The organism is Bdellovibrio sp. ZAP7 (assembly GCF_006874645.1).
GTDB lineage: Bacteria > Bdellovibrionota > Bdellovibrionia > Bdellovibrionales > Bdellovibrionaceae > Bdellovibrio.
The window spans coordinates 232,556-257,221 of sequence record NZ_CP030082.1; the positions used below are offsets into that span (position 1 = coordinate 232,556).

The window sequence follows — 24,666 nt, forward strand, 5'->3', positions numbered from 1 at the left end:
AGATGCAAGCCAACACCCGAACGAAGCAAAGGTAGGGGGCGAGGTTATGCCCGCGGTAAAACGAGCCAGTGGCTCGTTTTATTGCGGAGCAAGTGCGCGCCTGCGACTGCGAAGGCAGTCCCAGCAAGCACACTTTTTCAGCTGCCTCAATGGCAGCTGAAAAACGTCCCGACAATGCCAGCAACAGCCGCTCACCAGAACAAAGAACGTCGGCATTCACAGTCATTACTTACCGCTTTTGCGAAACAAGGAAGAAGTAGAAGCAAGAAACAAAGAGCGAAAATGGAAAATCGAAAATGGAGGACCACTTTCGCTTCGCAAAAGTGGTAGGGAGTGCGGAGAAAGGAATTGTTCAATGAATTCAAGGTCCTTTTCCGCAACTGACTACAAGTAACTACAAATTAGGTTTGGTACTCTTTCGGCAGCTCTTTCCATACACGGGTAATCGAAGTTGCATTATTCTGTTGAACAGCTTCCAGCATATCGTATGCCTCTTTGACATCCATGAGAGCATTGCCTGAGCCCGCCATTTGTGCAATTGCCGCAATTTTTTTTCTGACTACCGTAACAATATCCCTCGTCTGTCTAAACTTAAGGTCGTCTGAAGTATCCCACTTATCAGTGATGACGTCCTTTATGTTAGATTCGATGACCAGTCCTACATGATTCCATAGCTCTAGGAGTAGGGTGCCTATAGGAAGTATGATAACTGAAACCAGCAGTGCAAACAGGAGTGGCTCAACAACGAATGTCCAGTCCTTGCTCGATCCTGTTCCTGTTGTCACGGCGATGATATTTGCAATTCTATTGTCCGTCTCTACGCTTCCGGTTGTAGCGTACAAGACCACCCGCCAGTTCCACATGATAAATCCAACGGTGAATGATCCAATGAATGGATGGTTCATTCTTTCTTTTGCAAGCTCCAAGATTTTTTCCACGACACTCCTCCATGATATTTTGTTTATTATCAGCGAAGGAGATGACGTCAGCTATCTTTAACACAATGTGTATGAAGTCCATCCAACACACTTGTTGATCCTTTAATATCTATGCCTGCTTTTCTCATATAGATCATCATCGTATCCATATCCCGCCATCCTCCCATTGACATAACTTTGCTTGGCGCAACACCCTTGTTAAGTAAGAGTGTTGCCCAACTCGCTCTTAGGTCATGAAATCGCATCATCGGAAGACCTACAGACATCAAAAATGCCCTCAGGTATCGGGCTTGATCTCCTTTGTCCCACTTGCTGAGTCTCGGAAGTACGAAGGATGTGTCCGGCTCATACTTCTTTAAGTCGTTGAGCACGGGTATTAGGGGGAGCGGGATTTCAACAATCCTGTCATGTCCTGACTTGGTCGATTTATAACCGACCTTGCTTGACCATGAGCAGTTCACAAGAATCTGTCGTCTATGCAAGTCAACGTTTTGCCATGGAAGTGCATAGAGCTCACCGTTTCGCATTCCCGTATATAGCGCCAAGGCATAATGTGGATACCATTCCCATTGATGCTCTTGAGCTTTTGTTAAAAGCAGACGTATTTCTTCTTCATTCAGCACGGAGCTGATCTTGTCGCTTAACTTGAACTTGAGAAGGGGGGTGGGGTTGCGAATCAAAAGGTCGGTTTCCACAGCATGTCTGAAGGCGGACCTGATGCACTTTACGAAATACTTTCTGTGAGACTCAGCTTTATCCATAAAGTGGTCGTTCAGTATTTGGTGAATGTCGTAAGTGGTGATGCTGTCTATGTTCTTGGTTTCCCAAGCTTGTAACGTGTATCGTTCAAGCATCTTCTGAATCCCGTAAGTTGTATTTTCAGACATTTCAGATTGTTTGATGTGTACAAGATAGGATCGCAAGAAACTCCCCCAAGTGATGCCCTCTTGCCTTCGGATCAAATCGTTCACTAAAATTACCAGCTCCGCTTCTACTTTCTTCGCCTTAGACGCGGTCTCAATGTTCGTACGTTGTCGTCTGATTGGCATGCCTGTCTTGGGATGTCTTTTCGAGTATGAAACGATATACTTTTTGTTTTCTTTGTTAAGTTTAATTGTCATGATTGCCTCTTAAGATTTGATAAGGGCTTCTACGTCTTCTTTTCGAAATCTATTTCTGCTTCCAAGTTTGCTGGCGTGTAGAATTCCACGACAAACCAGAATCCTAACAGCGCCTTCGCTAATGCTTAAGTACTCAGCGGCAGCCTTGGTTGTTAACCACTCTTTAGTTTTCAAAGAACGTGCGGACCCATTTACGTGTGCAGCGGAGAGTTTGCAAGTGCTGCTTGCATTTGGCTTTTTGATGTTTTTCATACCCTACCCCTGAGAAATCGTAATGATGCGACCAGATAATGTATCCCGCGAATTATTGGTCGCCACTGTTGTTATGTTGTCGTTCATTAAGAATTGCCCGATAACGATACGACAGTTTGTACTTTGCATGTTCTGAAGAAATTTTTTCCAATATCCCGTGTTTGTAGAGTTGACGAATTCCTCGGTAAATTGCACCGTCTTTGCATTTTACATTAACGACACCATTGCCTTCTTTGATCATCGATAGGATTTTGCTTCCAGCTTTCTTGGGGCAGTGTTGAAGGAGCTCGCTCACTGCTTCAATCGTGCTCATCGTGATAGGCTTAAAAGACTTTGGTTGAAGACCACGTAGTCTGTCGTAAAATTTACTTTCAATACTCAACAATTGATCTAGTGTAGTGGCGAGATTGTTCTTGGGGATCTTATTAAGAAAGCGATTCTTAAAGCGAAACTCGTCTCGTACAACATCGTTTGCTTTCTTGTATATGACAAACTCAGTACCCTTGTATGGCTCAACCTTTAGGCCTCTTACTGCCCCGGTTGCAGTGATGCCGCCTTCATTAGCTTCAGGAAATAGCTTTAGGAGAAGTGCAAACTTTGAATTCTTCAGTTCATCTACACCATGTTCATGGTAAGTATCTCTTGCGATTTCGAAGTGCCTTACGACCACAGATACCGTAAGCCCGGTAATACCCAAGGACTCTTCAGCACATTTGATGAGGACATCTCCCCATGGACTAAAGAGGCTGACTAGGTATTCAAGTTGCGTCTTTAGGCCTTCAGGATGATTAACAAGGTTTCTATCAAAAAAAAGGTTGTCGTTGCCATCTAGCGCCCCGGTCTCACTTCCAAGAGAAAGGGGTTCCCAAAGACGTCTAAGGTATTTGATCCCATTACCGTTAATTACGGCTCCGACTCTGTGGAAGACTCCATGTACATACTGATTTATAAAGTGCCCTTCACGTCGCTTCAGTTTGCGAGATTTGATTTGTTCGTTTACATGGAGCTCCATCCACTGATTCATTTTGTCTACCTGATGCAACTTGTAAACACCGTTTAGCCAGAACCCTATGTCAAACTTGTCTATAACAGGATTTGTTGCACAAAAAGTTTCAATATTTGGCTCTACTATACTTGTATGCCTTTGAGGCATGCTCTTCCCTTTATCCATTTCTGATCCTTCTGAACTTAGATTGTAAGGCCACATGCAACTCAAGTTATTCCTGTAAGTCCTGTGGCTCCTGGGTGTCTAATAGATCAGCGATAATGAAAAGACAACACTCCTGTTGATCCAGTTGTACTTTTGGCTCCTGTCATGGTAGTTTTTTCAAATGGCTTCTAAAGGCAAAATAGACTTTAAAGAAATGTTTGAATCCCTGAAAGAATATCGTTTTGGCAGCCTGGATGCAGGTGTGGCCCTTTGGCTTTTGTGGCGACGTTCACAGAAGCGACCAGTGGTTGCCCGTGTTGCAGCGGAGATTATCCCTGGGGTCACGGTACCGATGATCGAAAATTACTTTTCAAAGAAGTATGGAATTGGCGCAATCCCTGTCGGGGAGATGAGCTTGAAAAAAATCTGTGCTTTTTACGATGTTGAGCTAACGGAAGATGAGGCGTCAGACCTGATCTTGAATTGCGAAAAGCAGTACGGTGCCTCGGTTGATAAAGGAATGGGTATAAAGGCAAAAGTTAAAAGGTAAAGGAGCTGTGCTTTATTCTTTAGCTATGAAGCAAACACCCACTCCCACGTTAGACAAGATACTACAAGGCAAACAGAAGATTGAGGCTTGGACCGTGGACGATGTCGCTAAGTCTTTTAAAGAAATTCAATCGTCGATACAAAAGATGGAGATTGCTCTTGCAAAAAGCGATCGACGTTCATATCCGTATGCGAACACTGACATTCAGTTGATGAGAAGTATCTCAAAACAACTGCACGCTGTTTCACTTCAGCTAAATCAAGTTTTGAAAATCTAAGCCAGACTTTTTAGGTCCATCAGTTCGATGGAATTTCCAATCACCTGAAATTTTCCCGTCAAAGTCATCTGTGAACCAGCTTCATGGGCTTTAAGGGCCTTCATGTAAAGATCAATGGGTAGTTCCATCTCAATCTTTTTGTTGCGGAAGTTCCGCTCTCCGCCTTCGATGCGGGCTGTAACTTTTCTTGAAAAGGAAATCTGTTTCGGGTTTTCAGAATTCAATTTTGTAATTGATACGGACAGTACGTAAACTTCTTCGCGTGGTTTACTTAGGATGTCATGAATGCGCTCCAAGTTCTCAATATCTTTATTTTCAACTTTGAATGAAACTTGGTTGATCTTCATTTTTGCAGCATAGCCGCTGTTGATGTTGAACATGAAGTATCGCTCTGGTGTATCCACTGCTTTGAATACGTTAGAAAGGCACTCTGCAATATTCGCATTGAATCCTTCGGCTGAGGCTATAGTAAGCTCCTCGAGACTTTCCAGCTTCTCGGTTGCAGCGCTCGTCATCCACTGCATTCCCTTTGCGATCCTTACGATACCTCTGGAAGAAAGGGAAAGATCTGTATGAACATTGTCGAAGCTTGTTTGGAACGGTTCGAGCGGTGATTTTACAACGTAGATGAAGCTTCCTTTTTGATGTCCTACCTGGAACTCTTGGGACAGCTCAATAGCTTTAAGTGAAGGCTTGTATCTGAATGTTGCTTGTTTGATTTCGTTATCAATAGAATGCGCTAGGGCGGCACGAGTTGATTTTGCCAGGTTCTCTGACTCCAGCAACGAAATTACATTAAAGTCCTTGTCGCCAAACTTGAATTTCATCGACGTTTGATAAGCAACTAGGGAGTTTGATAGGTAAGTCTTAAACTCATCAACGATTCCCAATGCGCTGGTGCCATCCACAGCCCCAATCCCTTCAATAAGATTTAAGGTTACAGGCATAAAGTTGTCGGACTTATCGTCGGGAATAAGATAACGAAGCTTTTTTCCTTCTTTATCGGCAGGGCTTGCGACGACAAAAACGCCATCGTCCTTTTGAACAAAAGCCCATCCCTTGCCTTCTAGAAATTCCTTAAGAGATGTGAAGCTGTAGTTAAGATCGTACTTGTTTTCAATACGTCTCATACGACATCATCCTCCTCTAAAAGAGCAGCCATGGGGCCAGCAAGAGTATGAACCGCATTCGCATCGAAAAGGTTAGTTTGAGGAATTCTGATTACAACGCTTCCAGCAGCTGTCGGTGCTGGAAGATTGTCTGCGCTGATGTAATAGGCACCATGCTGCATTCGTAAATCGGTATGTGAGCTGCTAACCCAATTAGTAGTTGTGCGTGGCATTATGTAGACTACTAAAAACTTTGGCTGAGCGCATTTGCGTTTAAGCCTGCGCAAGTCATCCATATCAATTTTGTAGTGTACATGGTTAGCAATGACTTTTGCGTTTTTAGTAGCCTTCAGCTGAAGAGCTAACAGAATACCGCCGTCATGACGTTTGCCGTTGTATTCAGTTACGCAGTTAATCCACATGTCTATCCCATGATCGTTTCTTGCCGTAGCAACACCATAACCAGCATGGCTTATGACCGCGTGGCAATACGCTACTGATAAGTTTTCCTGAATCTGTGTTTCTGTCATCGCCATAGAGAATACGTCCTTCTAGCAGTACGATTCGGACGGAAACAAGAAAAAGTTTAACCTTCGTTCAACAACAAATATTTTTAACAATTATAAACATCGTCAAATTGAGACGCCAACATATTAATACAGGGAACCCTTTACAAAATGGCGTACGGCCTCCGCCAGGTCTCTTTGTTCCCTAAACTCATCCAAAACACCCAGGGTTTTCAGCCGAGGATGTAGAAATCTATAAACTATCTCTATGCGTTTTTGGTTTCTATAACTACGTCCTCTGATTGCCTCAGCCTCAAGATACCAGAGCCCAAATAGCATCAATCTTTTTTCCAGTCCATCAGGGCAAGTTGAATCAATTTTTGAAGCAACTTTACAGAGGAACTCTTCAGTCCGTAAGGTGCGTGTATTGAGTGCCTCTTGCTTCGGCTTTGCCTCCGTGTAAACACCCACTGACTCGAGTACGGCAGACCAAAACTCCTCTTTCTGTTCAAACACTTCCAGGACGATTGATCCCCGGGAAGTCTTTTGGAATTCCTTCCAGGCTGTGAGTAACTTCTCTTTTGAGTCACGTCGATCAAGATCAGTCAAAAGTTGCGAGCGGAAGTACTGTAGTCCCGACATAAAGAATCTTTTGGTTGAAGGGTCCAACTCTTGTCGAGTTACGTGCTCAAGTAGAATGTCAAATCGACTTGCTGGATGCATACCGATCAATCCAAAGAAACGATTCATTCGCAACCGCGATCAGAGTAGTGGGTGTCCACTCCCCATCGGCTCTCAGAGACTCAACTGCCAGTTCTGTGATCGCTCCCATGAATATCCCCTTTGCCATAGGGATATCATATGTAAATTATATGTAAATACAAATTACTTAAAGCGATGTTAATTCATGTTCTGCGACAGAATCCGGGAAGCTTCTTTGTCAGCAATGATCTTAACTGCGATAGCACGCAGCTTCGTATAGCCAGTAAGGTCCCCAGTTTCTAAACAGTAAAACATGTGAATTAAAATTTCTTCGAGTTGCATGCTTGCCTCCGAGAGAGCTCGCGCTGCAATCGCTGGAACGGCGTGAAAACCAACCAAGTAGTATTGCTGGCTGAAATACGGACGTTTATTGGTCGTCTCACTCCTCCGGGGAGGAGTGAGGAATCTTTTAAGTCGTATTAAATGAAGGTGTATCAGAATGATTTATTAGTAGTCGTACTGTTCGGCAGCTTTGATTTTGCTGAGATCGCACTTTGTACCGCACTTTGCCTTGCTGTATCCGATGATCTGGCAACGTCTGAAGAATTCTAGTACAAATTTACCCTTTTCAAGTCCTTGAATCTTACAGAGAGCATTTACATTTACGTAGTAACCCTCAACCTCCCAAGATCCAATCAGCTGAATGAAGGTTGCTCCAGAACCGCTATCGGCTTTAGTGATGTACTTAGGTTTTGGTGTGTCTTTGATAAGTTCTTCCACCGTGGGAATGTCTTTGTCATGTTTCCCTCCGCAGCGGAAGTTGTTGTAGTACTGCAAAACAGATGTGGTAATTTTGCCGTCCTCTTCCTTAAACATGTGCGCAACCGATGAACACTTGTTATTGATGTCAGCTTTGACCATCCGACAACTTTTTGTAAAACCTGGGCAACTACCTTTTGGGTCAGTGACTTTAATGTCCGCCAACCTAAAGGCCATTTCTTTGCCGCACTCTTCAGTTGTCATGCCGACGCATTTAAGATCTCCAAAGGCTGGTTCACTACCTCCCCCAAGGAAGCCCGCAAGCGAAGTTGAAGCAGAAAGTAGAATGAAAGCTGCTAATATATTTTTCACGTTTAATTCCTAATGTTTTTCGTTTGTGCTGACTTTAATTTTGCATAGATCAATTTTATTTTCGTACTCAGTTTGTCTTTTCAGTAGAACCTGTTTGTAGTGCTTGAAGCGAGCCAGTCTGTCCCTTAGGTATTCAGTACGTAACCCAATCAAGTTGTGTCCTCTGTCGATACCGAACTCGTACTCCTCATCTGGAATTACGTACGATCTGTCTTCGCTCATAGGGATAAGATCGCCTGTCGTTTTGCCGTGAGCTAAATAACAACCTCGTAAAACTCCATACAGTCCTTCGTTATCTAGATACCTATGACCACCGTAAACTTTTGCTTCAAGTTCATACGAAGTAGTTTCTGCCGACCTAAGTTCTTCCGATAAATATACTTTTGTTTGAGCAACCATGTCATCGTCTTTCAATCCTACCTCGACTCCGTTGCTAGCTTTAGTTCGATACTGAATATCCTCGTCTAGAAGTTTGGCCTTGTGAGGGGAGGTAGCACACGCAACCATAAGACTTGAAATCAGTGCTAGAATTCCAAAGAACTTCATAAACGTACTCCTTTGAAAAGTTGAAAGATCTTTATCGTAATTACTTAGGCTTTAGTTTTTTAACTTCAATGCTGTAGATACCACTTAGCTCTGAAGCATCTGCGAATGTAAAGAAATCCTGCAACGCTGGAACGACAGGCTGACTAAACTTTCCTGTTAAGAGCCACGTGAAATCTACATTAAGAAATCTCGCCAATCTGTACACGGCTTGGAGATCCATTGGCGCGGCACCGTTTATCCATTGACCGAAAGTGGATGGACTGATCTCCGCACCTTTTGCAACAGCCTTCGCAGTTAATTTCTTTTCTTTTAAGACTGTCTTTAGGTTCATGGAAAAGACAGTTCCACTTGTGTTTCTTTTCATCTTCGTCATCCCTAAACTAATCGGTATCTATCCTTCAGTCTTCAGTGGATTCTGTAAGTACGGATTTTTAGCGTCGATCGAAACGCAGTTACGTTTCGACTTTGCTTCTTTTTAGGATTGCTTGCACAGATGACCTACTAACTACGCCAAGTTCTTTTGCGATTACACGGATCGACATACCTTGTTTTGCTAGCTCAAGAACTTTGGAAGTCAGTTCGGGGGTACATTTGACGGGTCTACCTAGTTTGGTTCCCTTAGCCTTTGCCACGGCAAGAGCATTCTTCGTTCTCGATGCGATCAGAGCCTGTTCGTATTGCCCGAGAGCAGCAAACAAAGTTAACGTAAATTCAGACTGCGGGTCTTTCCCGAAGAGATTGAGATTCTCCCTGAGGATTACGACTCCTTTGCCATACCTTCTTAAGTCATCAACGACTTTAATCAAGTGGCTTACGCTTCGCCCGAGTCGGTCGATGGAGTATACAAGCAATACGTCTGCTTCTGACTTTTTCAGTTTGTCTAAAGCCTTGTTCAGCTCTGGCCTGTCCGCCTTGGTGCCGGAAGCATAATCAACAAGCTCGTCCACCACCTCAAACCCCAAATGCTCAGCATGTTTGAGTAGAGGGGTAATTTGGTTCTGAGGGTTCAGATCCAGAACTGATACACGCGCATAGATAATTGCTCTCTTCGTATCCATAAAAAAATCATATCACACGTTGCATTATTAAATAATATTTTATAATATTGTGTAATATATTGAGACGGAAAGGTTAGGTATCTATGTCTTTCAACTACGTAAAACCTCGCAAGCGGCACTTCAGTGGAGCAAAAAAGAATGTATCAGTTGGGCTTCCGTCTGAAATGATTGAATTTTACAAAGCATTGGCAGAGCAGAGTGGTTTAACTTTCACCGACGTGATCACTGATATTTTAGATCAGGTCGGCGAGCAGATGCGAACTCAGGACAAGAGCAAAAGAGCTAGGTAGTTGTAGTCAACGATCACAATGACTACGGCTTTGACTACACACATGTATTTCTCAGGGAAACTTCAGGAAGCGCCTTGAAACAACAGTAGAAGTTCGACGTAGAAGCCTCATCTGGTTTAATTGATTGAAATTGTTTGTTATTTTTAAAATGCTACGTCCGTATGAACGTTCCTTGGGAAAATGGTAGGGGGCGAGGGACTTGAACCCCCGATCCCAGTGTTATGAGCACCGTGCTTTAACCAACTAAGCTAGCCCCCCACTTAAAGAAATTTGAAACTATCAAACTCCGGGGGGATTGGCAAAAGCGCGGTGCATTAGTGTCTAATGGGTGGGGCGATCCTCCTGATTGCTTGCTTCCGAGTGGAGCGGATGGGTTTCTACCTGTCCATGGGCACCGACAGTGCCGAGGATTATTTCGGGAGTGGTCATACCCACGTGGCTAAAGTGAGTTTTACGAAATTCGGCAGCCAAATGAATGGATTCACGAAGTCCGATTTCGTCACGAAAAACACAAACTCCGACACCTTGACCATCAGGGGTGGTAATCCAGTTATAGGAAACGAATCCCTCCATTTGTTCCAGAAGAGGAATGAACATTTCTTGCAGCTTTCCATTGATCTCTGGAATATGTACGGGGCTGAAACGATAAGTGCGTACTGAAGCAAACACTAGCCACCTCCAATCTTTAATTCCATTGTAAGCGGAAGCCATTGTGTAGATTCACGGCCAATGCTTGCTTAAAAACACATTCTGAAAACTACAAAACGCAAAAAAGTTGGGGAGCTAGTGTAAGGTGGGTCGTTGTTGTCGGATCGGTGGCTGCCAGCGCTACAGAATCCATCAATGAAGTCACAATCCAAGTCATAAGATATTTCATATCCAACCTCGACCGAGTCATAAATGCCGTTGACCTGAGCGGTCCAGTTTATAAACTAGAGGAATGAAAAAACATCTAATGACGGCTTTATTTGCTGTGGTTTCTGGTTTCTTGCTTCAAGCATGTTCGCCTGCGGGCTCTTTGATTTCTCATCAAAGAGATGCGGACTTCTATAGCCAATTCGTAAATTCATCAGCTGATTGGCCACAAGCTGAAAACAAGATTGATGAACTTAAGGTGATGCAAACGGGTTCCGAGTATCCGATGCGCTATGTGTTCTTTGATAACGGGAAATTCTATTATCAGGTTGATAGATTGGGAACAGGCGAAGGCGTTTGGTCCATTCAAAAAGGCGCTTTGATTGCAACAGCTCAGCGTACAATTTTTGCGATGGAACTTGCGATTTCAGCAGCAAGCGACAAAGGTAACGAGACATTGGTGCGATTTTATGACCGTCACGGTTTAAATTCGATTAACATCAAGTTACGTGATCCACAGGTGATCAAGGCTCAAGGTAAAGTGCCGACCGAGCTCAGAAAATTCACTCGTTCAGAAAAGAACATTTAAAAAAAAAGGGAGCTTTAAGCTCCCTTTTTTAATTCCCAAATTGAAATTTAGAAAACTATTTACAGCTATAGCTGACACTTTTTTGCAGATCGTATCCGCTTAAGAAACCTTTGCGAACAGAGTGATCCAGGATCAGCAAGCTTGCGTTTGGCCAAAATGTAGAAGTGACTTTGCTATCACCAGTTACGGTGCTGTATTTGGCGTGAAGGCCAACGATTTGAACTGTTTTAGTTGTTGCAGAGTTGATCACAACAGAGTCTTCAACAGTTTGGTAAAGATACTGGTTGTCAGAAACTTTGGCGACCACGAAGCAAACTGGTTTTGCGTCAGGTTGTTCAGGAGTGCATTCATAAGCGCTGATGGCTTCAGAATTATTTGGAAGAGTTGTTGAAGCCACATCTGTGCAAGTTGCAGCGTTTGCAGTCGCGATCACCAGAACCAAAAGAACAAAGAAAATACTTACGGGTTTCATAAATCCTACTTAAGAGTTTCGCACTCTGTTTTAACGATATCGTACCAATTGTCTGAATTTTTCTTGAACACGGTGATGCATTTGAAAGTGGGAGCCACACCTTTAACTTTGTAATTACCACGAGCCATCGTGATGATCGCTAGATCGTAACCAGCAACTTGTGTGAATTTTTGCTCCATGGAAAGGACGCTTTCATCAATACCAAGTGTTTCAAGAACACTTTCAGTCGTCATGAATGAGATCTCTTTCATAGCTCCTGCAGAAGCGAAAGATGAGCTTAGGATAAGCGCGCCTGCGATGAAAAATGCCTTCATTAATACCTCCCGAAATGTGTGAGGGGTATTTACTGAATTTGCGGTCATTTGGGGAGCCTAGAGTGGCGAACCTGTCAATTTTACGCAGGAATTAGAGATCTGTTACGCACACAAAACGATCATATGGAGGGTGCTCCGCCGGAACACTCGTCACTGGATCCACCAAAATCAGGTTAAAATGGCGCCCCTCTTGGGATAGGAAGGCCTTATATTCGTTAAAAGGAGAATCCACAGCGAATTTACCCTTACTGGTAGAGGAAATCTCCCTCCAGCCATAATCCATGGAATCGCTATATCCTGAGCTGGTTGTCAGGCGACTGCGAGAGGCTGATTTATCATGAAGTTCCACGGAATACCGGAAAAAGAAGCCTTGCTCATATGCACGCCCATGGCAGCGAAAGCTCATCTCTGTCGCTAAAGATGGAAGGGCTGATAAAGAAACGACCGCTGCAAGCAAAGTTGAAATGTACTTCATTTCTTAAGCTTGGAGCGGTCTTAATATCTAGGCAAGAGATTTCATATCGATCACGAAGCGATATTTAACGTCGCTTTTGATCATGCGTTCATAGGCGACGTTGATTTGCTGAATCGGAATCATCTCAATGTCGGAAACGATGTCGTGCTTGGCGCAGAAGTCCAACATCTCTTGAGTTTCCTGAATTCCACCAATCAAAGAACCGCCCAATTTTCTGCGCCCCATGATCAATGCCCCAGCTGCCAATGTCGGGGGAGTCTCTGGTAAGCCCACCAGCACCATATTGCCGTCACGACGAAGTAAGCTTAAGTAAAGATTGTAATCGTGAGGAGCCGACACCGTATCCAAGATGAAATCAAAAGTTCCCATATGAGCACGCATTTGCGCCATGTCTTTAGAGATAATGACTTCGTGTGCACCTAGGCGTTTTGCATCTTCGACTTTCGAAGATGAAGTGGTGAACACCGTAACATTTGCGCCCATAGCATTTGCGAATTTTACACCCATATGACCCAAACCACCTAAACCCACGATACCAACTTTTTGGCCTTTTGATATTTTCCAGTGACGAAGGGGTGAATAAGTAGTTATGCCTGCGCACAATAACGGAGCTGTTGCTGCCAAGCTTAAATTTTTGGGAATACTTAAACAAAATTCTTCGCGAGTAACAATGGAATTGGAATAACCACCGAAAGTGGGCGATCCATCTTTCTCTTTGCTGTTGTAAGTTCCAACAAAACCTCGTTCACAGAATTGTTCAAGACCTTCCTTGCACGAAGCGCAGTCTAAACATGAATCCACCATGCATCCAACGCCCGCTAAATCACCGACTTTGAATTTTTTGACTTTTGCACCGACGGCAATAACGTTGCCGACAATTTCGTGACCGGGAACCATGGGGAAACTTCCGCGCCCCCACTCGTCGCGTACCTGGTGAACATCAGAGTGGCAAACGCCGCAATAATGAATTTCAATGTGAACATCATTATCGCGAAGTTCGCGGCGCTCAAAACTGAACGGAGCCAGAGGTGCTTTTGCAGACGGCGCTGCATACGCTTTTGCTTTAATCATGAAGATTCTCCTGATTGTGAGTTAAAGAAAATGATAGCGAAGTCGTGGAAAATGAACAGTGAAATTCCTGAAAGCCTGTGGCATACTACGGAGTATGAAAATTCAGGTGAGTCACATTCTCGTTCAACATTCTTATGAAGCCGAAGATATTTTGCGCGCATTGAAAGATGGCAAAGACTTTGCCGAACTTGCACGCAAGTTTTCGAAATGCTCTTCTGCGGCAGAGGGTGGCAATTTAGGAGTGTTCTCAGAAGGAAGACTGGACCCGGATTTCGAAGAAACTGCGTTTTCTTTGAAAGTGGGCCAAACCACGACTAAACCAATTCGTACGCGATTTGGGTATCACATAATTCGCCGAACGGCATAGTTCTTACTCTAGTCACAAGCATCATTCATTTTTTTTCGTTCACATTGCAGACAGTTTTCGACAAATGACTGGTAAGCACTTTTACGAGTAATAAAAAATTAAATTTTAAATGTGAGCGGTCCGATGGGGAAATGCAACCACGGAGGATTTTGCAATGTATGTACCTCGCTCACTATATTCCCTCGGGATTTTCGCTCTGGCTCTGGCGTTGAATGCCTGTGGGCCAGGTAACAGCAATCTTGCATCAGTTGATGAAACTGGTGACGAAACAGCATCGATTGTCGACCCTGGCACTAGCAGCCCTGATAGTTCAGAATCGACAAACGCAGGATCGGGCAGTTCCACAGTTCAGCCCGCAACTTCGCAAAAGCTTTTATTGAACCAAGCGATGAGTGTTCGTTACGAAAGTAACAGCATTCTGGAAAATAAAGCTGAACTACCTGCCGGCACGCAGATCGAAGTTCCGCAAGACTATCAGATGAAGAATCTGGATTATCGTGATTCCAACGGCAAGATCGTAAGATCCAGCACGGGATTCATTTATCCGATTAGAATCGTATCTGTGCCGACGGCTTCAGCTTCGCAGTTTCCACAAAGTAAAATCGATACTTTGAATAAAACATCGGGTGGACTTTTCATCTTTGCTTCGATCGTGGGAAATCTTCAGGGTGTAGAAGGCAATTTCGCAGTCATCACGCCGGCAGCGGCGGGTGCTGGGTTCCTGACAAATTATACAAGTTCGGGAAAGCCAAAGTTTAGCTATACGACGTCTTCGACAAAGCGTTTTCCGAAAATTAACAAAGGTGTTGACCCGGCTTCCCTAAATGCTGCTGATCGTGCGAAATGGACAGCGATTTATAATGAACTAAGAAAAGCCGTGAGTCGCACGACTGAAACTCCAAAATCCTATTTGATGATTGATTCCACGACCGCGAAACGAGCATCTTTGGATTATGAAAGCACTGGCAAGATCGCCTTAAATGGTGCCTGGTCCATCGCGGTTCAACAAACAGCGGTTCGCCATGGGTTTTCAAATGTGCCCTGTGCCGAATTTCAGTCGGAACTTGTGCGAGAGGCCTATCAACGTGCGGGATATCGCGTGAGTGATGACTTCAATACGACCAAAGGAAATAAGTTGATCTGGTCCAGTACGGCAGCGGTTGTTAATTTTTCGATGGCTCTTTATAAAGCCGGTTGGATTGCTTGGGATGGAACAAAGTATAAGCCCATGACGGGGGCGATCTTAATGAATGGATCAGGTATTTCTCCGGGGCACACTTATATTTCTGGCAGTGATGACGGAATGATCATCGTTGATAATGGTGCACCCCAAGGCCGCGATTTAAGAAAAACATCCCAGTCGATCATCGAAATGATGTTTCAAACGGGTGTGTTCTTCTTGCCTCCAGGAATCAATCCGCCAACTTGGTAGTTTTTGGCGAATACAGCGTCAGAATATTTCCTAAAAGGCAAAGTGCGACTCCCGTGACGATATAGGGAGTCCACTTAAAGTCCTCATACATACTTGAAAGAGTCAGCGCGATGACCGGAGAAATGACTCCTGAATAGGCGGCTCTTTCAGCCCCAATTCTTCCTGCTAAAGACAAGTAAGCTCCAAAAGCAAAGACTGATCCGAATAATGAGAGATAAAGCAAAGAGCTCAGATATTTCGTGGTTAAAGGAATCGCAAAGCTATGTTGCAACACCACGCCGACTAGTAACGTAAAGGCGCTTCCATACAGCATACCCCAAGTGTTTGAAACCACGACCGGAACTGATTTCCGATAGGATTTCTGCGACAACATATTGCCCGCCGAAGCCGATAGGGTTGCGATCAGTCCAATGACCAAGCCCATGATGGTGCGCTCGTTGGCATGTAAACCTAAAATCTCATTGATAAAGATTAAAATGATTCCCGCTCCACCAAGCAGGGATCCCGCAATCACTTTAGGAGTAATGGGTTTTTTAAAGAATAATCTCATGCCGATCATGTTGTATGGGACGATGACTGTAAAACAGATCGCAGCGATTCCTGAACTCACCATGGTTTCGGACCAATAAACCAGCATATAGTTCACTGAGAACATAAAAATACCCATAGTCATGAACGTCAAATGATCCGATTTACTGTAAGTCAGTTTCTTCTTAGTTAGCAGGCAGTAACTGAGTAGCAGAAATGCGCCTAAGGTGAAGCGCCAGAAAACGGAAGCAATAGGGGAAGCCGAATCCACCTGAAAAGTGATAACCAGCCAAGTAGAACCCCAGATAAGAGTGCATATTGCATATAGAAGGAAATTCATGGAATCACAGTCGGTGAGGTCTCAGCTTAAGTCAAGAAATGGGACTTCCGGCCCCACCTTGTTGCGTATTCTTGCAACCATTAGTATTCTTCATATATTGGCAAAGGACGGTGGGTAGTGAGTAAATTTGTTTTTGCATTCGTCACATTAATGGCTTTGATCGCGTCAGCGGCTCCATTGAAAATGAAGACTGCTCCCTATAAAAAAGGCCCGGATTTTTATCGTGGCGTTGTGTATTTCCACTATGACATCAAAGGTAAAAAAGAGCGCGAATCTTTGCACATCCAACAAGACATCATCCGAGTGAATGCCGAACCGGTGCAGAAAAAGAATTGGAAAAAAGGCGAGCCTGCGATGAAGGTTCTGTTGAAGCTTGAAAAATCCACGACAGCGAAGTGCACAGCTGGAAGTTATTCTTTAAGGGTGGCAAAGGGTGAGCAAAAAAGTCAGGTTGAAAAAGGCTGCGTGGGAACTCCACGATTCAAACAGCTACAGCAATCTTTTGCGATATTAAAAGGACTGGTTCCTAAGCAGTACGATAAAAACTTAAATCCGATTTAGTTAAATAGCTGAAAAAGAAAAAGCCCTGGTCTCCCAGGGCTTTTTTATGACCGGGACTAGTCTTCGTCCTCGTCGTCATAATCCTCATCATCGTCTTCGTCATCATCGTCGTCGTCTTCATCATCTTCGTCCTCATCTTCATCGTCGACATCGTCGCTCGATTCGATGCGAACCAACCAACCCTCTTCGTAAGGGTCTTCCATGATAAGAGACGGATCGTCGATCACTGACGTGTTCACTTCGATAACAGTTCCATCAACTGGAGAATAAATATCCAAAGGACCGTCGCTGGTTTCGATAGATCCGATCACAGTTTCAGTGTCCACTTCCTCTTGTTCAGCCGGAAGGTCCACAGTGCTGATAGATTCGAAATCCTCAAGTCCATCTTCGTTGATACCAATTGTGATCACGCCATCTTCTTGGCGGTACCACAAATAGCCCATATAATTTCTTACGTCATCTGATGCCATTTAATCTCCAGGAAAAAAACTATTAACAATCGTAGTACAAGTGGAACTCGTAAGGAACTGGTCTTTGCTGTACTGGACGAACTTCTTTGTCGATTTTGTACTGCACCCAAGTTTCAATCAAGTCGTCGCTGAAAACATCGCCTTTTTTCAAGAAGCTGCAATTTTTCATCAAATTAGCCAGGGATTCTTCTAAAGTTCCTGGAACTGATGGGATCAAAGCGGCTTCTTGTGGTGGCAATCCATAGATATCTTTATCCAGTGGGTCGCCTGGATTGATCTTATTAATGATACCATCTAAGCCAGCCATCAAAATAGCAGCCTCTGCCAAGTAAATGTTCGCAGTTGGATCTGGCGTACGGAACTCAATACGTTTTGCCTTAGGATTTGGACCAGAGTTTGGAATACGCATCGCCGCTGAACGGTTTTTAAAGCTGTAAGCCAATTTCGTTGGAGCCTCAAAGCCCGGAACCAAACGTTTATAAGAGTTTGTCGTAGGATTGATGATACCACACAAAGCTGGAGCATGTTTCAACACGCCACCGATGTAGTGCAGCGCCATTTCAGACAAACCTGCGTATTTGTTGCCTGCAAAAAGATTTTTACCGTCTTTCCACAGAGACATGTGGATGTGCATACCAGAACCGTTGTCGCCGAAGATTGGTTTTGGCATGAAAGTCGCTGTTTTTCCGTGGCGCATACAAACGTTTTTCACGATGTATTTGAACCACATCATTTTGTCGCCCATGTTCAAAGCTGTGTCGTATTGGAAATTGATTTCACATTGACCAGCGGAAGCTACTTCGTGGTGATGGCGTTCTACGCGCATGCCACAAAGTTCCATCTCTGCGCAAATTTCAGAGCGGATATCTTGCAGGGTATCTGTTGGAAGGGCCGGGAAATATCCTTCTTTAGAGCGGATTTTGTATCCAAGATTGCCGCCGCCTTCATCGCGACCTGTGTTCCATACAGCTTCATTACTGTCGACTGTATAGAATGCAGAGTTCGAAGTTTGTTCAAAGCGTACATCATCAAAGATAAAGAATTCAGCTTCAGGTCCGAAGTAAGCTGTGTCAGCAATGCCTGTTGACTGCATGTAGGCGATTGCTTTTTTAACGATCTGACGTGGGTCACGATCATATGGTTGAAGAGTCTCTGGCAAGCAAACATCGCAAATCAATGACAACGTCGGCATTTCCATAAACGGATCCATCATCGCTGTTTTAGCATCAGGTCTGATAATCATGTCAGACTCTTCGATGCCCTTCCAGCCACGAATCGAGCTTCCGTCAAAGCCAAATCCATTTTCAAAAGATTCTTCTTCAAGCTGGTGAAGAGGAATTGTTAAATGTTGCCAAGTTCCGATCATGTCACAGAACTTGAGATCTACCATCTTCGCGCCTTTTTCGTGGGCGAATTTTAAAGCTTCCTTCGCAGTCATTTTGCGTCTCCCTTGCAAAAATCAAAAATCAAAACAAAAAAATAGCCGTAGTGTTTGCTATGGCTAAAGTGCTTCCTCGTTTTTTTCACCCGTACGAATTCTTAGGGCGGATTCAACTGGTAATACAAAGATTTTCCCATCACCGATTTTGCCGGTATGAGCAGTTTTGCGAATTGCTTCGACAGCGCTGTCTACTAAAGCGGCGGGCAATACGACTTCCAGTTTTATCTTGGGAAGAAAATCAACGACGTATTCGGCACCTTTATATACTTCAGTGCGCCCTTTTTGGCGCCCAAACCCACGAACTTCGGAGACAGTGATACCTTCAATTCCAACTTCGGAGAGAGCATCGACCACGTCGTCGAGCTTGAAGGGTTTTATGATAGCCTCTATTTTTTTCATGGATCCTGTTGTTACCTAAAGATGTCTAATTTCGTTGAAACCAAGAATAACAAAGGGTTGGAAGAATGCAAAAAGGACTCAAGCAATTTTATAATTTTAATTTTCTAATAACGCGAAACGGTAAGCGTTTCTAGGTTGAGCACTCTAGTTGTTTTTGGTACACAGCCCGTCCGCGTGTAGTTTTACTAGGCGCGTTCGGGATCGGAAAATCACTATTGTTGTCAGACCGGGGGGATTATGACTGCAACACGTTTTTTCGTATATGGATCATTGACCGAGGGGATGGTTCATTACTCAAAAATTCAGAACTTCGTGGAATCATTAAGCTTTGCCAGAATCAAGGCAACAGCATATCGACTAAAAGTTGGCTTCCCAGCACTGGTTAAAGGTGGCTCGGATCTGGTGCCGGGTCAGTTAGTGGAGTTAAAAGCCTCCGATTTGCTAATCAGTTTGTTAGACGAATTTTATGGTTTTAACAGATTGGATTCGGACAAGAGCCTTTACTCCAGAGAAGAAGTCGACGTGTACATCGAAGGCTCTTCTGAGCCGGTGAAGGCTTGGACCTATTTTTTAAATCCGCTTAAGCTTCCAGTAAATGCCTCGGTTATTGTTGGTGGTGACTGGAAAAAATCAATCGAAGATCAACCTTTGATGACATCTAAGTTGACTGAAAAACAAGCAACTTATATTCAACGCTTGGGTCGTTCTTCAGGTCGGGAGATCGTACCTATTGATTTGACGCTTTATCGAGAGCTGATGAACCTGGAGTTGATCGTCGATAAGGGTCGCAGATTGGCTCTATCTAAATTGGGCCAAGAGGTATTTAAACATCTTGGATAATTCGAACAAAATCTTCCGCATCGTTTTGATTGAGCCTGAAATTCCGCAAAATACAGGAAATATCGGGCGCACATGTGTAGCTACGAACTGTGAGTTGCATATCGTGGGGAAGATGGGATTTGAAATCAATGATACCAATGTAAAGCGCGCGGGGCTGGATTACTGGCCTCATCTAACGTGGCATCATCATGCGACGTTTGAAGACTGGTGGAAACTGGTTGAAGACCCTTCGCGTGCCTGGTTCTTTACAACAAAAACAAAACGCACTTATTTTGAACCGAAATTCCAATCGGGCGACTGGTTGGTGTTCGGTAAAGAAACAAAAGGATTGGATCCAGATCTTTTGGCGAAATTTCCATCGCAAACTGTGACTATTCCGATGATCGGTGAAGGTTCCCGCAGTTTGAATCTAGCAACCAGCGTTGCGATTGCCGCTTATGAAGGCGTCAGACAAATCAAGTACACGTAATTCGTTAACACAAACATCTGCAAATTCTGGAAAATCAGGATGAATTTTTGTTGGATGTCCATCTACCAAAAATCGAAATTCGTGGGAGTACTTACTTAGATCGCCGAGCCAGTTAGTGAAGCGAGATTGGTTCGGCGGTCGCGCAATATGGTCATTAAAATCCATTAACGCAAGTAAGGTGATATCACTTTTTTCGATTTATTTTTCGCTCTATTACACCTGTGTTGGCCCTAAGTCCGGGTTTACGAATTTCCTAGTGATCTCGCGTCAATGACGCACCAATAAAAAGCCCCTGTGCCTTGCAGCTCGCATCTGTTTCGAGCTATCCTTAGCCACTATGGTAACGCAAATACTTACAAAAATATTCGGAACAAAACACGACCGTGAAATGAAAAAGATTCAACCGATGGTTGATCGTATCAATGCCTTGGAACCAAAGATGAAGGCGCTCACGGATGAACAACTTAAAGCGAAAACTCCTGAGTTCCAGGAACGTTTGAAAAAAGGCGAGACAGTTAACGACATCTTGCCGGAAGCATTTGCTGTTTGCCGTGAAGCTTCGATTCGTGTTTTGGGCATGCGCCATTACGACGTTCAGTTAATCGGTGGTATCGTTCTTAACAGCGGTAAGATCGCCGAGATGAGAACGGGTGAAGGTAAAACCCTTGTGGCAACTTTGCCTGTTTACTTGAATGCACTTACTGGTAAGGGTGTTCACGTTGTGACGGTGAATGATTACCTGGTCCGTCGTGACTCCGAACACATGGGGCGTTTGTACGGCTGGTTAGGTCTTACAACGGGTATCATCGTTCATGGTTTGAACGATCAACAGCGTAAAGAGATGTACGGTTGCGATATCACTTATTGCACGAACAACGAACTGGGTTTCGACTATCTTCGTGACAATATGAAGTTTGATTTGGCTGATTACGTTCAACGTGGTCACAACTATGCGATCGTGGATGAGTGTGACTCTATCTTGGTCGACGAAGCGCGTACGCCGTTGATTATTTCCGGTCCTGCGGAAGCCTCTACTGAAAAATACCAAATCGTAAACTCCATCATCCCTCACTTGAAGCGCGATCTTCACTTCACTATGGAAGAGAAATCGAAAACGGCTTCATTGACTGAAGAGGGAAATGCGAAAGTTGAAGAGTTGTTGGGCGTGGGGAATCTTTACGATCCACAAAACATCGAACTTCTTCACCACGTTTACCAAGGTTTGAAAGCTCACTACCTGTACCGTCTTGACGTTGAATACATGATCAAAGATGGCGAAATCGTGATCGTGGATGAGTTCACGGGTCGTTTGATGCCGGGTCGTCGTTGGTCTGATGGTCTTCACCAAGCTATCGAAGCTAAAGAAGGCGTTGAAGTTAAATCTGAAAACCAAACTTTGGCGACTATCACATTCCAAAACTATTTCCGTATGTACGATAAACTTTCGGGTATGACGGGTACGGCAGATACAGAAGCGGTTGAGTTCAAAAAGATTTACAATCTTGATGTAAATGTGATTCCGACAAATAAACCAATCACTCGTAAAGACGAAGAGGACGTGGTTTATAAATCTGAAAAGGCCAAATACAAAGCGATCACAGCAGATATCAAAGAGCGCACTCAAAAAGGTCAACCCATCCTGGTGGGTACGGCTTCTATTGAAAAATCTGAGGCTTTGAGCCGTTTCCTTCGTAACGAAGGTATCAAACACGAAGTCTTGAATGCGAAACATCACGAACGTGAAGCAGAAATCATCGCTCAAGCAGGCCGTAAAGGTTCTGTGACGATCGCTACCAATATGGCGGGTCGTGGTACTGACATCATGCTGGGTGGTAATGCGGATATGTTGGCGAAAGCTGCAGTCGGCAATGATGATTCTCCAGAGTACATTGAGGCTTTGGCGAAAGTTAAAGGCCAAGTTGAAAAAGAACGTGAAGAAGTTCGTCAATTGGGCGGTTTATACATCATCGGTACCGAACGCCACGAATCTCGTCGTATCGATAATCAGCTACGTGGTCGTTCTGGTCGTCAAGGTGACCCGGGTGAATCTCGCTTCTATCTTTCACTGGAAGATAATTTGATGAGAATCTTCAATGGTGAACGTATCCAAAAAATTATGGAAATGTTGAACATTCCTGAAGATGAACCAATCACAGCGAAAATGGTGACGAACGCGGTTGAGGGTGCTCAACGTAAAGTGGAAGGTCACCAATTCGATATCCGTAAAAACTTGATGGATTACGACACGGTTATGAATAACCAACGTAATGCTATCTATGGAATGCGCCGTAACCTTCTTGAAGGTAAAGATGTTGAGCGTTCTGTTTTGGATATGTTGGGCGATGTGGTTTCAAACATCCTTGATACTTACGTCCCAGAAGACGGCAAAAAGGAAGAGTTCAACGTTGAAGGTTTGAACAATTCTTTGGCGCAAACATTCGGTTTCAAAATCGATGTCAGCGGACAAGCTGTAAACTCTGAAATGATCATCGATCAAGTTCGTGCCGGTGTAAAAGCGGTTTATGATCGTCAAAAAGAATCCATGGGACCTTTCCTTGAACAAGTTCAAAAAATGATTCTGCTTCAATCTATCGATCATCACTGGAAAATGCATTTAGCGGTCATCGATAAACTTAAAGAAGGTATCGGTTTGCGCGGTTACGCTCAAAAAGATCCTTTGATTGAGTATAAAAAAGAAGCTTTCTTGGCATTCGAGACTTTGAACAACACGATCAAGTCCGATGCTATTGAAAAAATCATGCGCGTTCAGTTGGTGCCTCAACAATCTGAAGAAGAGATGTTGGAAAGCCTGCGCCCTGAAGAATCTGACCTGGATGAATTGGATTATTCTTCCCCGTCTGAAGCTGATATTGGACATTCTTTACCTGAAGTGGGCGGTTCTGAAGAGCCAAAACGCAATAAGATGACTTTCCAAAGCGGACCAGTGGATGACCGTCCGATGAACCGTGAAGAGCGTCGTCGTTTGGAAAAACAAGGCAAAGGGAAAAAATAATTGATCCAATGCCCGAACTGCCAACAGCCAGTAGAGATTCTGGATAAACACATTGGGGCGCTGTTTACGTGTCCCCATTGTGCGGCGGTTTTCTTTGTCAATTACGATGGCCAACCGGAAATGGCGGCTCACGAAGCCGAACCGGAAACAGCGGAGCAAAACGACAACGCATTTGTTCCGCCGATCTCTGAAACTCATTACGGCACTCCTGCCGTTGAAGATTACGCTCCAACACAAGAACAATACCTTGAACCCACGGAAGATCCCCAATTTCAACAACCTGGGGATTCCTTTGGGGAGTACAATGCAGATCAAGCTGGCGGGGGTTTTAATGAAACTCCGTTGACGGAGCAGTATTCCGAGGAGCTTTCTGAGGCGGCGACGGAATCTGAGCCTGCTTACGAGATGAATTCTTCGGAAAATTTTGATTATTCAGAAAATCTGAATCAACCTATTGAACCTATTATTGATAACAAAACTTCAGATGATGCGAATTTCGCTGACGTGATTGATTTTGCCAATGCGAACACCACTGCAGGAAACTTCTCCTATGCGGTGATTATCGAAGGGATCGATAGCAGCCAATTGGTGTATCAGCTCAAAGAGGCGATGACAGACTCCAAATTCGGCTGGGATGTGAGCGAGCTTTTAACTCATATCGGCGGTGGACGATTGGTGGTCAAAGGACTCAGTCCAGCTAAAGCTTCTGTCTTTATCAACCGAATTAAATATCTGCCGTTTAAGGTTTCCTGGAGGCAAGATGTACTCTCTGGTTCTTAGATCCCTGCTTGTTTTAGTCACCGTGATGTCTGTCGCCATGGCCGCGTTTGCCAACGAGGGCGGCGGTGGTCATGGGGGCGGAGAAGAAAAGAAAGCCGAAGGCGGCGAGGGCGCTAAGGAAGAAAAAGCTGAGCCTAAATCCGCTGAAGAAAGCTATGATAAGGTTGCGGCGAAAGTGGCCGCCTTGGAAGCCAAAATCCATTCTGGTCAGGAAGAAATCGAAAAGCTGATCGAAGAAAAGGCGCACGCTAAAGATCCCGCGCAAATCAATGAAATCGTAAAACAAATGCTGACCTTGCACAAAGAACTGCAAAAAAACGTGCAGGAATATGATCAGGTCCGTGGTTTGATGAAGTACCGTTATCCTGAAAAAGGTCTTACAACCAAGCGTGAATACGAACGTATCGAAGTCAAATCGCTGGATGATATGGAATCCGCGATGAGTCTTTCCTCGTCGGTAAAACGCACGATGAAGAAAGTTCGTAAGCAATACGATACTCCAGAACAGGCTAAGGCCCGTGTCGAGGCGGAAGCCAAGAGACACGGTGAAGATTCTAAAAAGATTAAGAAGCAGCCGGAATTGACTGAGCCAGTGATTCTTAAGAAATAGTGTCTCAAAT

34 protein-coding genes and 1 tRNA gene are annotated in these 24,666 nt (G+C 44.2%); 13 read left to right on the forward strand and 22 right to left on the reverse strand.

Annotated elements, in window-relative coordinates; genetic code table 11:
- Window positions 1-68: 68 nt before the first annotated feature.
- Window positions 69-260 carry a hypothetical protein gene (locus DOM22_RS01150; RefSeq protein ID WP_142698630.1) on the forward strand — a complete coding sequence of 64 codons (192 nt, stop codon included), beginning with the start codon at window positions 69-71 and terminating at the stop codon, window positions 258-260.
- A 141-nt stretch (window positions 261-401) separates the two neighbouring features.
- On the opposite strand, the gene DOM22_RS01155 is transcribed toward DOM22_RS01150, so the two are convergent.
- From DOM22_RS01155 to DOM22_RS01170, 4 genes are read right to left on the reverse strand one after another with little or no spacing between them, the layout of a single operon-like run.
- Window positions 402-938, reverse strand: a complete 537-nt coding sequence (locus DOM22_RS01155; protein ID WP_142698631.1) for a hypothetical protein — start codon at window positions 936-938, stop codon at window positions 402-404.
- 47 nt (window positions 939-985) lie between these two features.
- Window positions 986-2,059, reverse strand: a complete 1,074-nt coding sequence (locus DOM22_RS01160) for a site-specific integrase (protein ID WP_142698632.1) — start codon at window positions 2,057-2,059, stop codon at window positions 986-988.
- Between the two features lie 9 nt (window positions 2,060-2,068).
- Window positions 2,069-2,311, reverse strand: a complete 243-nt coding sequence (locus DOM22_RS01165; RefSeq protein ID WP_142698633.1) for a helix-turn-helix domain-containing protein — start codon at window positions 2,309-2,311, stop codon at window positions 2,069-2,071.
- A gap of 52 nt (window positions 2,312-2,363) precedes the next feature.
- The gene (locus DOM22_RS01170; RefSeq protein ID WP_142698634.1) at window positions 2,364-3,482 is read right to left on the reverse strand and encodes a hypothetical protein; all 1,119 of its coding nucleotides are present in this window, start codon (window positions 3,480-3,482) and stop codon (window positions 2,364-2,366) included.
- Between the two features lie 160 nt (window positions 3,483-3,642).
- On the opposite strand from DOM22_RS01170, the gene DOM22_RS01175 reads away from it, so the two are divergent.
- Window positions 3,643-4,011, forward strand: a complete 369-nt coding sequence (locus tag DOM22_RS01175) for a hypothetical protein (RefSeq protein ID WP_142698635.1) — start codon at window positions 3,643-3,645, stop codon at window positions 4,009-4,011.
- Between the two features lie 7 nt (window positions 4,012-4,018).
- Window positions 4,019-4,288 carry a hypothetical protein gene (locus DOM22_RS01180; protein WP_210415665.1) on the forward strand — a complete coding sequence of 90 codons (270 nt, stop codon included), beginning with the start codon at window positions 4,019-4,021 and terminating at the stop codon, window positions 4,286-4,288.
- On the opposite strand, the gene DOM22_RS01185 is transcribed toward DOM22_RS01180, so the two are convergent.
- The 8 genes from DOM22_RS01185 to DOM22_RS01210 form a co-directional block, all read right to left on the reverse strand.
- Window positions 4,285-5,418 carry a hypothetical protein gene (locus DOM22_RS01185; protein ID WP_142698637.1) on the reverse strand — a complete coding sequence of 378 codons (1,134 nt, stop codon included), beginning with the start codon at window positions 5,416-5,418 and terminating at the stop codon, window positions 4,285-4,287. The two genes, DOM22_RS01180 and DOM22_RS01185, sit on opposite strands and share 4 nt — an antisense overlap.
- Window positions 5,415-5,933 carry a DUF4365 domain-containing protein gene (locus tag DOM22_RS01190; protein ID WP_142698638.1) on the reverse strand — a complete coding sequence of 173 codons (519 nt, stop codon included), beginning with the start codon at window positions 5,931-5,933 and terminating at the stop codon, window positions 5,415-5,417. The genes DOM22_RS01185 and DOM22_RS01190 overlap by 4 nt, the downstream gene beginning before the upstream one ends.
- Window positions 5,934-6,050: 117 nt before the next feature.
- The gene (locus DOM22_RS19975) at window positions 6,051-6,653 is read right to left on the reverse strand and encodes a hypothetical protein (RefSeq protein ID WP_210415666.1); all 603 of its coding nucleotides are present in this window, start codon (window positions 6,651-6,653) and stop codon (window positions 6,051-6,053) included.
- A gap of 150 nt (window positions 6,654-6,803) precedes the next feature.
- Window positions 6,804-6,947: a hypothetical protein gene (locus DOM22_RS19815; protein WP_168196520.1), complete on the reverse strand. Its 144-nt coding sequence runs from the start codon at window positions 6,945-6,947 to the stop codon at window positions 6,804-6,806.
- Window positions 6,948-7,112: 165 nt separating this feature from the next.
- A complete protein-coding gene (locus DOM22_RS01195) occupies window positions 7,113-7,736 on the reverse strand; it encodes a hypothetical protein (RefSeq protein WP_142698639.1) in 624 nt (207 codons plus the stop codon).
- Between the two features lie 9 nt (window positions 7,737-7,745).
- On the reverse strand, window positions 7,746-8,282 hold the full coding sequence (locus DOM22_RS01200; RefSeq protein WP_142698640.1) for a hypothetical protein: 537 nt from the start codon (window positions 8,280-8,282) through the stop codon (window positions 7,746-7,748).
- A 40-nt stretch (window positions 8,283-8,322) separates the two neighbouring features.
- The gene (locus DOM22_RS01205; RefSeq protein ID WP_168196521.1) at window positions 8,323-8,646 is read right to left on the reverse strand and encodes a helix-turn-helix domain-containing protein; all 324 of its coding nucleotides are present in this window, start codon (window positions 8,644-8,646) and stop codon (window positions 8,323-8,325) included.
- A gap of 88 nt (window positions 8,647-8,734) precedes the next feature.
- Window positions 8,735-9,340 carry a recombinase family protein gene (locus DOM22_RS01210; protein ID WP_142702052.1) on the reverse strand — a complete coding sequence of 202 codons (606 nt, stop codon included), beginning with the start codon at window positions 9,338-9,340 and terminating at the stop codon, window positions 8,735-8,737.
- An 83-nt stretch (window positions 9,341-9,423) separates the two neighbouring features.
- Here DOM22_RS01210 and DOM22_RS01215 point away from each other — a divergent pair, with 83 nt between their 5' ends.
- Complete coding sequence (locus DOM22_RS01215; protein ID WP_142698642.1) at window positions 9,424-9,630, forward strand: hypothetical protein; 207 nt, start codon at window positions 9,424-9,426, stop codon at window positions 9,628-9,630.
- A 181-nt stretch (window positions 9,631-9,811) separates the two neighbouring features.
- Here the strand turns inward: DOM22_RS01215 and DOM22_RS01220 are convergent.
- Both DOM22_RS01220 and DOM22_RS01225 read right to left on the reverse strand, forming a co-directional pair.
- Window positions 9,812-9,888 (reverse strand) — tRNA-Met (locus tag DOM22_RS01220).
- A gap of 63 nt (window positions 9,889-9,951) precedes the next feature.
- Window positions 9,952-10,299, reverse strand: coding sequence for a hypothetical protein (locus tag DOM22_RS01225; RefSeq protein ID WP_142698643.1), 348 nt, complete (start codon window positions 10,297-10,299; stop codon window positions 9,952-9,954).
- 271 nt (window positions 10,300-10,570) lie between these two features.
- Between DOM22_RS01225 and DOM22_RS01230 the strand changes: the two genes are divergently transcribed.
- Window positions 10,571-11,074: a transposase gene (locus DOM22_RS01230; protein WP_246845791.1), complete on the forward strand. Its 504-nt coding sequence runs from the start codon at window positions 10,571-10,573 to the stop codon at window positions 11,072-11,074.
- Between the two features lie 55 nt (window positions 11,075-11,129).
- On the opposite strand, the gene DOM22_RS01235 is transcribed toward DOM22_RS01230, so the two are convergent.
- From DOM22_RS01235 to DOM22_RS01250, 4 genes are all read right to left on the reverse strand, one after another.
- The gene (locus tag DOM22_RS01235) at window positions 11,130-11,546 is read right to left on the reverse strand and encodes a hypothetical protein (protein ID WP_142698644.1); all 417 of its coding nucleotides are present in this window, start codon (window positions 11,544-11,546) and stop codon (window positions 11,130-11,132) included.
- A 5-nt stretch (window positions 11,547-11,551) separates the two neighbouring features.
- Window positions 11,552-11,860, reverse strand: a complete 309-nt coding sequence (locus DOM22_RS01240) for a hypothetical protein (RefSeq protein ID WP_142698645.1) — start codon at window positions 11,858-11,860, stop codon at window positions 11,552-11,554.
- A gap of 91 nt (window positions 11,861-11,951) precedes the next feature.
- Window positions 11,952-12,335, reverse strand: coding sequence for a hypothetical protein (locus DOM22_RS01245; RefSeq protein WP_142698646.1), 384 nt, complete (start codon window positions 12,333-12,335; stop codon window positions 11,952-11,954).
- A gap of 27 nt (window positions 12,336-12,362) precedes the next feature.
- Window positions 12,363-13,406 carry an NAD(P)-dependent alcohol dehydrogenase gene (locus tag DOM22_RS01250; RefSeq protein WP_142698647.1) on the reverse strand — a complete coding sequence of 348 codons (1,044 nt, stop codon included), beginning with the start codon at window positions 13,404-13,406 and terminating at the stop codon, window positions 12,363-12,365.
- A gap of 94 nt (window positions 13,407-13,500) precedes the next feature.
- Between DOM22_RS01250 and DOM22_RS01255 the strand changes: the two genes are divergently transcribed.
- Window positions 13,501-13,773 (forward strand): peptidylprolyl isomerase, encoded by a 273-nt coding sequence (locus DOM22_RS01255; RefSeq protein WP_142698648.1) that lies wholly within the window; start codon window positions 13,501-13,503, stop codon window positions 13,771-13,773.
- Between the two features lie 154 nt (window positions 13,774-13,927).
- The gene (locus tag DOM22_RS01260) at window positions 13,928-15,205 is read left to right on the forward strand and encodes a hypothetical protein (RefSeq protein WP_142698649.1); all 1,278 of its coding nucleotides are present in this window, start codon (window positions 13,928-13,930) and stop codon (window positions 15,203-15,205) included.
- Here DOM22_RS01260 and DOM22_RS01265 read toward each other — a convergent pair.
- The gene (locus DOM22_RS01265; protein ID WP_142698650.1) at window positions 15,186-16,073 is read right to left on the reverse strand and encodes a DMT family transporter; all 888 of its coding nucleotides are present in this window, start codon (window positions 16,071-16,073) and stop codon (window positions 15,186-15,188) included. The genes DOM22_RS01260 and DOM22_RS01265 overlap by 20 nt on opposite strands.
- 117 nt (window positions 16,074-16,190) lie before the next feature.
- On the opposite strand from DOM22_RS01265, the gene DOM22_RS01270 reads away from it, so the two are divergent.
- Window positions 16,191-16,634, forward strand: coding sequence for a hypothetical protein (locus DOM22_RS01270; protein WP_142698651.1), 444 nt, complete (start codon window positions 16,191-16,193; stop codon window positions 16,632-16,634).
- A gap of 56 nt (window positions 16,635-16,690) precedes the next feature.
- Here DOM22_RS01270 and DOM22_RS01275 read toward each other — a convergent pair whose 3' ends face one another.
- From DOM22_RS01275 to DOM22_RS01285, 3 genes are all read right to left on the reverse strand, one after another.
- Window positions 16,691-17,104, reverse strand: a complete 414-nt coding sequence (locus DOM22_RS01275) for a glycine cleavage system protein H (RefSeq protein ID WP_246845792.1) — start codon at window positions 17,102-17,104, stop codon at window positions 16,691-16,693.
- 22 nt (window positions 17,105-17,126) lie between these two features.
- Entirely contained in the window at window positions 17,127-18,542 is a 1,416-nt protein-coding gene (glnA, locus tag DOM22_RS01280) for a type I glutamate--ammonia ligase (protein WP_142698652.1), read from the reverse strand.
- Window positions 18,543-18,605: 63 nt separating this feature from the next.
- A complete protein-coding gene (locus tag DOM22_RS01285) occupies window positions 18,606-18,944 on the reverse strand; it encodes a P-II family nitrogen regulator (RefSeq protein ID WP_142698653.1) in 339 nt (112 codons plus the stop codon).
- 237 nt (window positions 18,945-19,181) lie between these two features.
- On the opposite strand from DOM22_RS01285, the gene DOM22_RS01290 reads away from it, so the two are divergent.
- The 5 genes from DOM22_RS01290 (at window position 19,182) to DOM22_RS01310 (ending at window position 24,656) form a co-directional block, all read left to right on the forward strand.
- On the forward strand, window positions 19,182-19,784 hold the full coding sequence (locus DOM22_RS01290) for a gamma-glutamylcyclotransferase (RefSeq protein WP_246845793.1): 603 nt from the start codon (window positions 19,182-19,184) through the stop codon (window positions 19,782-19,784).
- Window positions 19,777-20,253 (forward strand): tRNA (cytidine(34)-2'-O)-methyltransferase, encoded by a 477-nt coding sequence (locus tag DOM22_RS01295; RefSeq protein WP_142698655.1) that lies wholly within the window; start codon window positions 19,777-19,779, stop codon window positions 20,251-20,253. Before DOM22_RS01290 ends, DOM22_RS01295 begins: the two co-directional genes overlap by 8 nt.
- A gap of 337 nt (window positions 20,254-20,590) precedes the next feature.
- Window positions 20,591-23,266: a preprotein translocase subunit SecA gene (gene secA / locus DOM22_RS01300; RefSeq protein WP_142698656.1), complete on the forward strand. Its 2,676-nt coding sequence runs from the start codon at window positions 20,591-20,593 to the stop codon at window positions 23,264-23,266.
- Window positions 23,267-24,046, forward strand: a complete 780-nt coding sequence (locus DOM22_RS01305; RefSeq protein WP_142698657.1) for a zf-TFIIB domain-containing protein — start codon at window positions 23,267-23,269, stop codon at window positions 24,044-24,046. It begins immediately after the preceding gene.
- Window positions 24,027-24,656, forward strand: coding sequence for a hypothetical protein (locus DOM22_RS01310; RefSeq protein ID WP_142698658.1), 630 nt, complete (start codon window positions 24,027-24,029; stop codon window positions 24,654-24,656). The genes DOM22_RS01305 and DOM22_RS01310 overlap by 20 nt, the downstream gene beginning before the upstream one ends.
- Window positions 24,657-24,666 lie beyond the last annotated feature (10 nt).

Excerpts from the sequence above, each read along its gene's own strand:
- DOM22_RS01160 (WP_142698632.1), bottom strand. The coding sequence starts at position 2,059 with ATGACAATTAAACTTAACAAAGAAAACAAAAAGTATATCGTTTCATAC.
- DOM22_RS01165 (WP_142698633.1), bottom strand. The coding sequence starts at position 2,311 with ATGAAAAACATCAAAAAGCCAAATGCAAGCAGCACTTGCAAACTCTCC.
- DOM22_RS01170 (WP_142698634.1), bottom strand. The coding sequence starts at position 3,482 with ATGGATAAAGGGAAGAGCATGCCTCAAAGGCATACAAGTATAGTAGAG.
- DOM22_RS01175 (WP_142698635.1), top strand. The coding sequence starts at position 3,643 with ATGGCTTCTAAAGGCAAAATAGACTTTAAAGAAATGTTTGAATCCCTG.
- DOM22_RS01185 (WP_142698637.1), bottom strand. The coding sequence starts at position 5,418 with ATGAGACGTATTGAAAACAAGTACGATCTTAACTACAGCTTCACATCT.
- DOM22_RS01190 (WP_142698638.1), bottom strand. The coding sequence starts at position 5,933 with ATGGCGATGACAGAAACACAGATTCAGGAAAACTTATCAGTAGCGTAT.
- DOM22_RS19975 (WP_210415666.1), bottom strand. The coding sequence starts at position 6,653 with ATGAATCGTTTCTTTGGATTGATCGGTATGCATCCAGCAAGTCGATTT.
- DOM22_RS19815 (WP_168196520.1), bottom strand. The coding sequence starts at position 6,947 with ATGCAACTCGAAGAAATTTTAATTCACATGTTTTACTGTTTAGAAACT.
- DOM22_RS01200 (WP_142698640.1), bottom strand. The coding sequence starts at position 8,282 with ATGAAGTTCTTTGGAATTCTAGCACTGATTTCAAGTCTTATGGTTGCG.
- DOM22_RS01205 (WP_168196521.1), bottom strand. The coding sequence starts at position 8,646 with ATGAAAAGAAACACAAGTGGAACTGTCTTTTCCATGAACCTAAAGACA.
- DOM22_RS01210 (WP_142702052.1), bottom strand. The coding sequence starts at position 9,340 with ATGGATACGAAGAGAGCAATTATCTATGCGCGTGTATCAGTTCTGGAT.
- DOM22_RS01215 (WP_142698642.1), top strand. The coding sequence starts at position 9,424 with ATGTCTTTCAACTACGTAAAACCTCGCAAGCGGCACTTCAGTGGAGCA.
- DOM22_RS01230 (WP_246845791.1), top strand. The coding sequence starts at position 10,571 with ATGAAAAAACATCTAATGACGGCTTTATTTGCTGTGGTTTCTGGTTTC.
- DOM22_RS01235 (WP_142698644.1), bottom strand. The coding sequence starts at position 11,546 with ATGAAACCCGTAAGTATTTTCTTTGTTCTTTTGGTTCTGGTGATCGCG.
- DOM22_RS01240 (WP_142698645.1), bottom strand. The coding sequence starts at position 11,860 with ATGAAGGCATTTTTCATCGCAGGCGCGCTTATCCTAAGCTCATCTTTC.
- DOM22_RS01245 (WP_142698646.1), bottom strand. The coding sequence starts at position 12,335 with ATGAAGTACATTTCAACTTTGCTTGCAGCGGTCGTTTCTTTATCAGCC.
- DOM22_RS01250 (WP_142698647.1), bottom strand. The coding sequence starts at position 13,406 with ATGATTAAAGCAAAAGCGTATGCAGCGCCGTCTGCAAAAGCACCTCTG.
- DOM22_RS01255 (WP_142698648.1), top strand. The coding sequence starts at position 13,501 with ATGAAAATTCAGGTGAGTCACATTCTCGTTCAACATTCTTATGAAGCC.
- DOM22_RS01260 (WP_142698649.1), top strand. The coding sequence starts at position 13,928 with ATGTATGTACCTCGCTCACTATATTCCCTCGGGATTTTCGCTCTGGCT.
- DOM22_RS01265 (WP_142698650.1), bottom strand. The coding sequence starts at position 16,073 with ATGAATTTCCTTCTATATGCAATATGCACTCTTATCTGGGGTTCTACT.
- DOM22_RS01275 (WP_246845792.1), bottom strand. The coding sequence starts at position 17,104 with ATGGCATCAGATGACGTAAGAAATTATATGGGCTATTTGTGGTACCGC.
- glnA (WP_142698652.1), bottom strand. The coding sequence starts at position 18,542 with ATGACTGCGAAGGAAGCTTTAAAATTCGCCCACGAAAAAGGCGCGAAG.
- DOM22_RS01285 (WP_142698653.1), bottom strand. The coding sequence starts at position 18,944 with ATGAAAAAAATAGAGGCTATCATAAAACCCTTCAAGCTCGACGACGTG.
- DOM22_RS01290 (WP_246845793.1), top strand. The coding sequence starts at position 19,182 with ATGACTGCAACACGTTTTTTCGTATATGGATCATTGACCGAGGGGATG.
- secA (WP_142698656.1), top strand. The coding sequence starts at position 20,591 with ATGGTAACGCAAATACTTACAAAAATATTCGGAACAAAACACGACCGT.
- DOM22_RS01310 (WP_142698658.1), top strand. The coding sequence starts at position 24,027 with ATGTACTCTCTGGTTCTTAGATCCCTGCTTGTTTTAGTCACCGTGATG.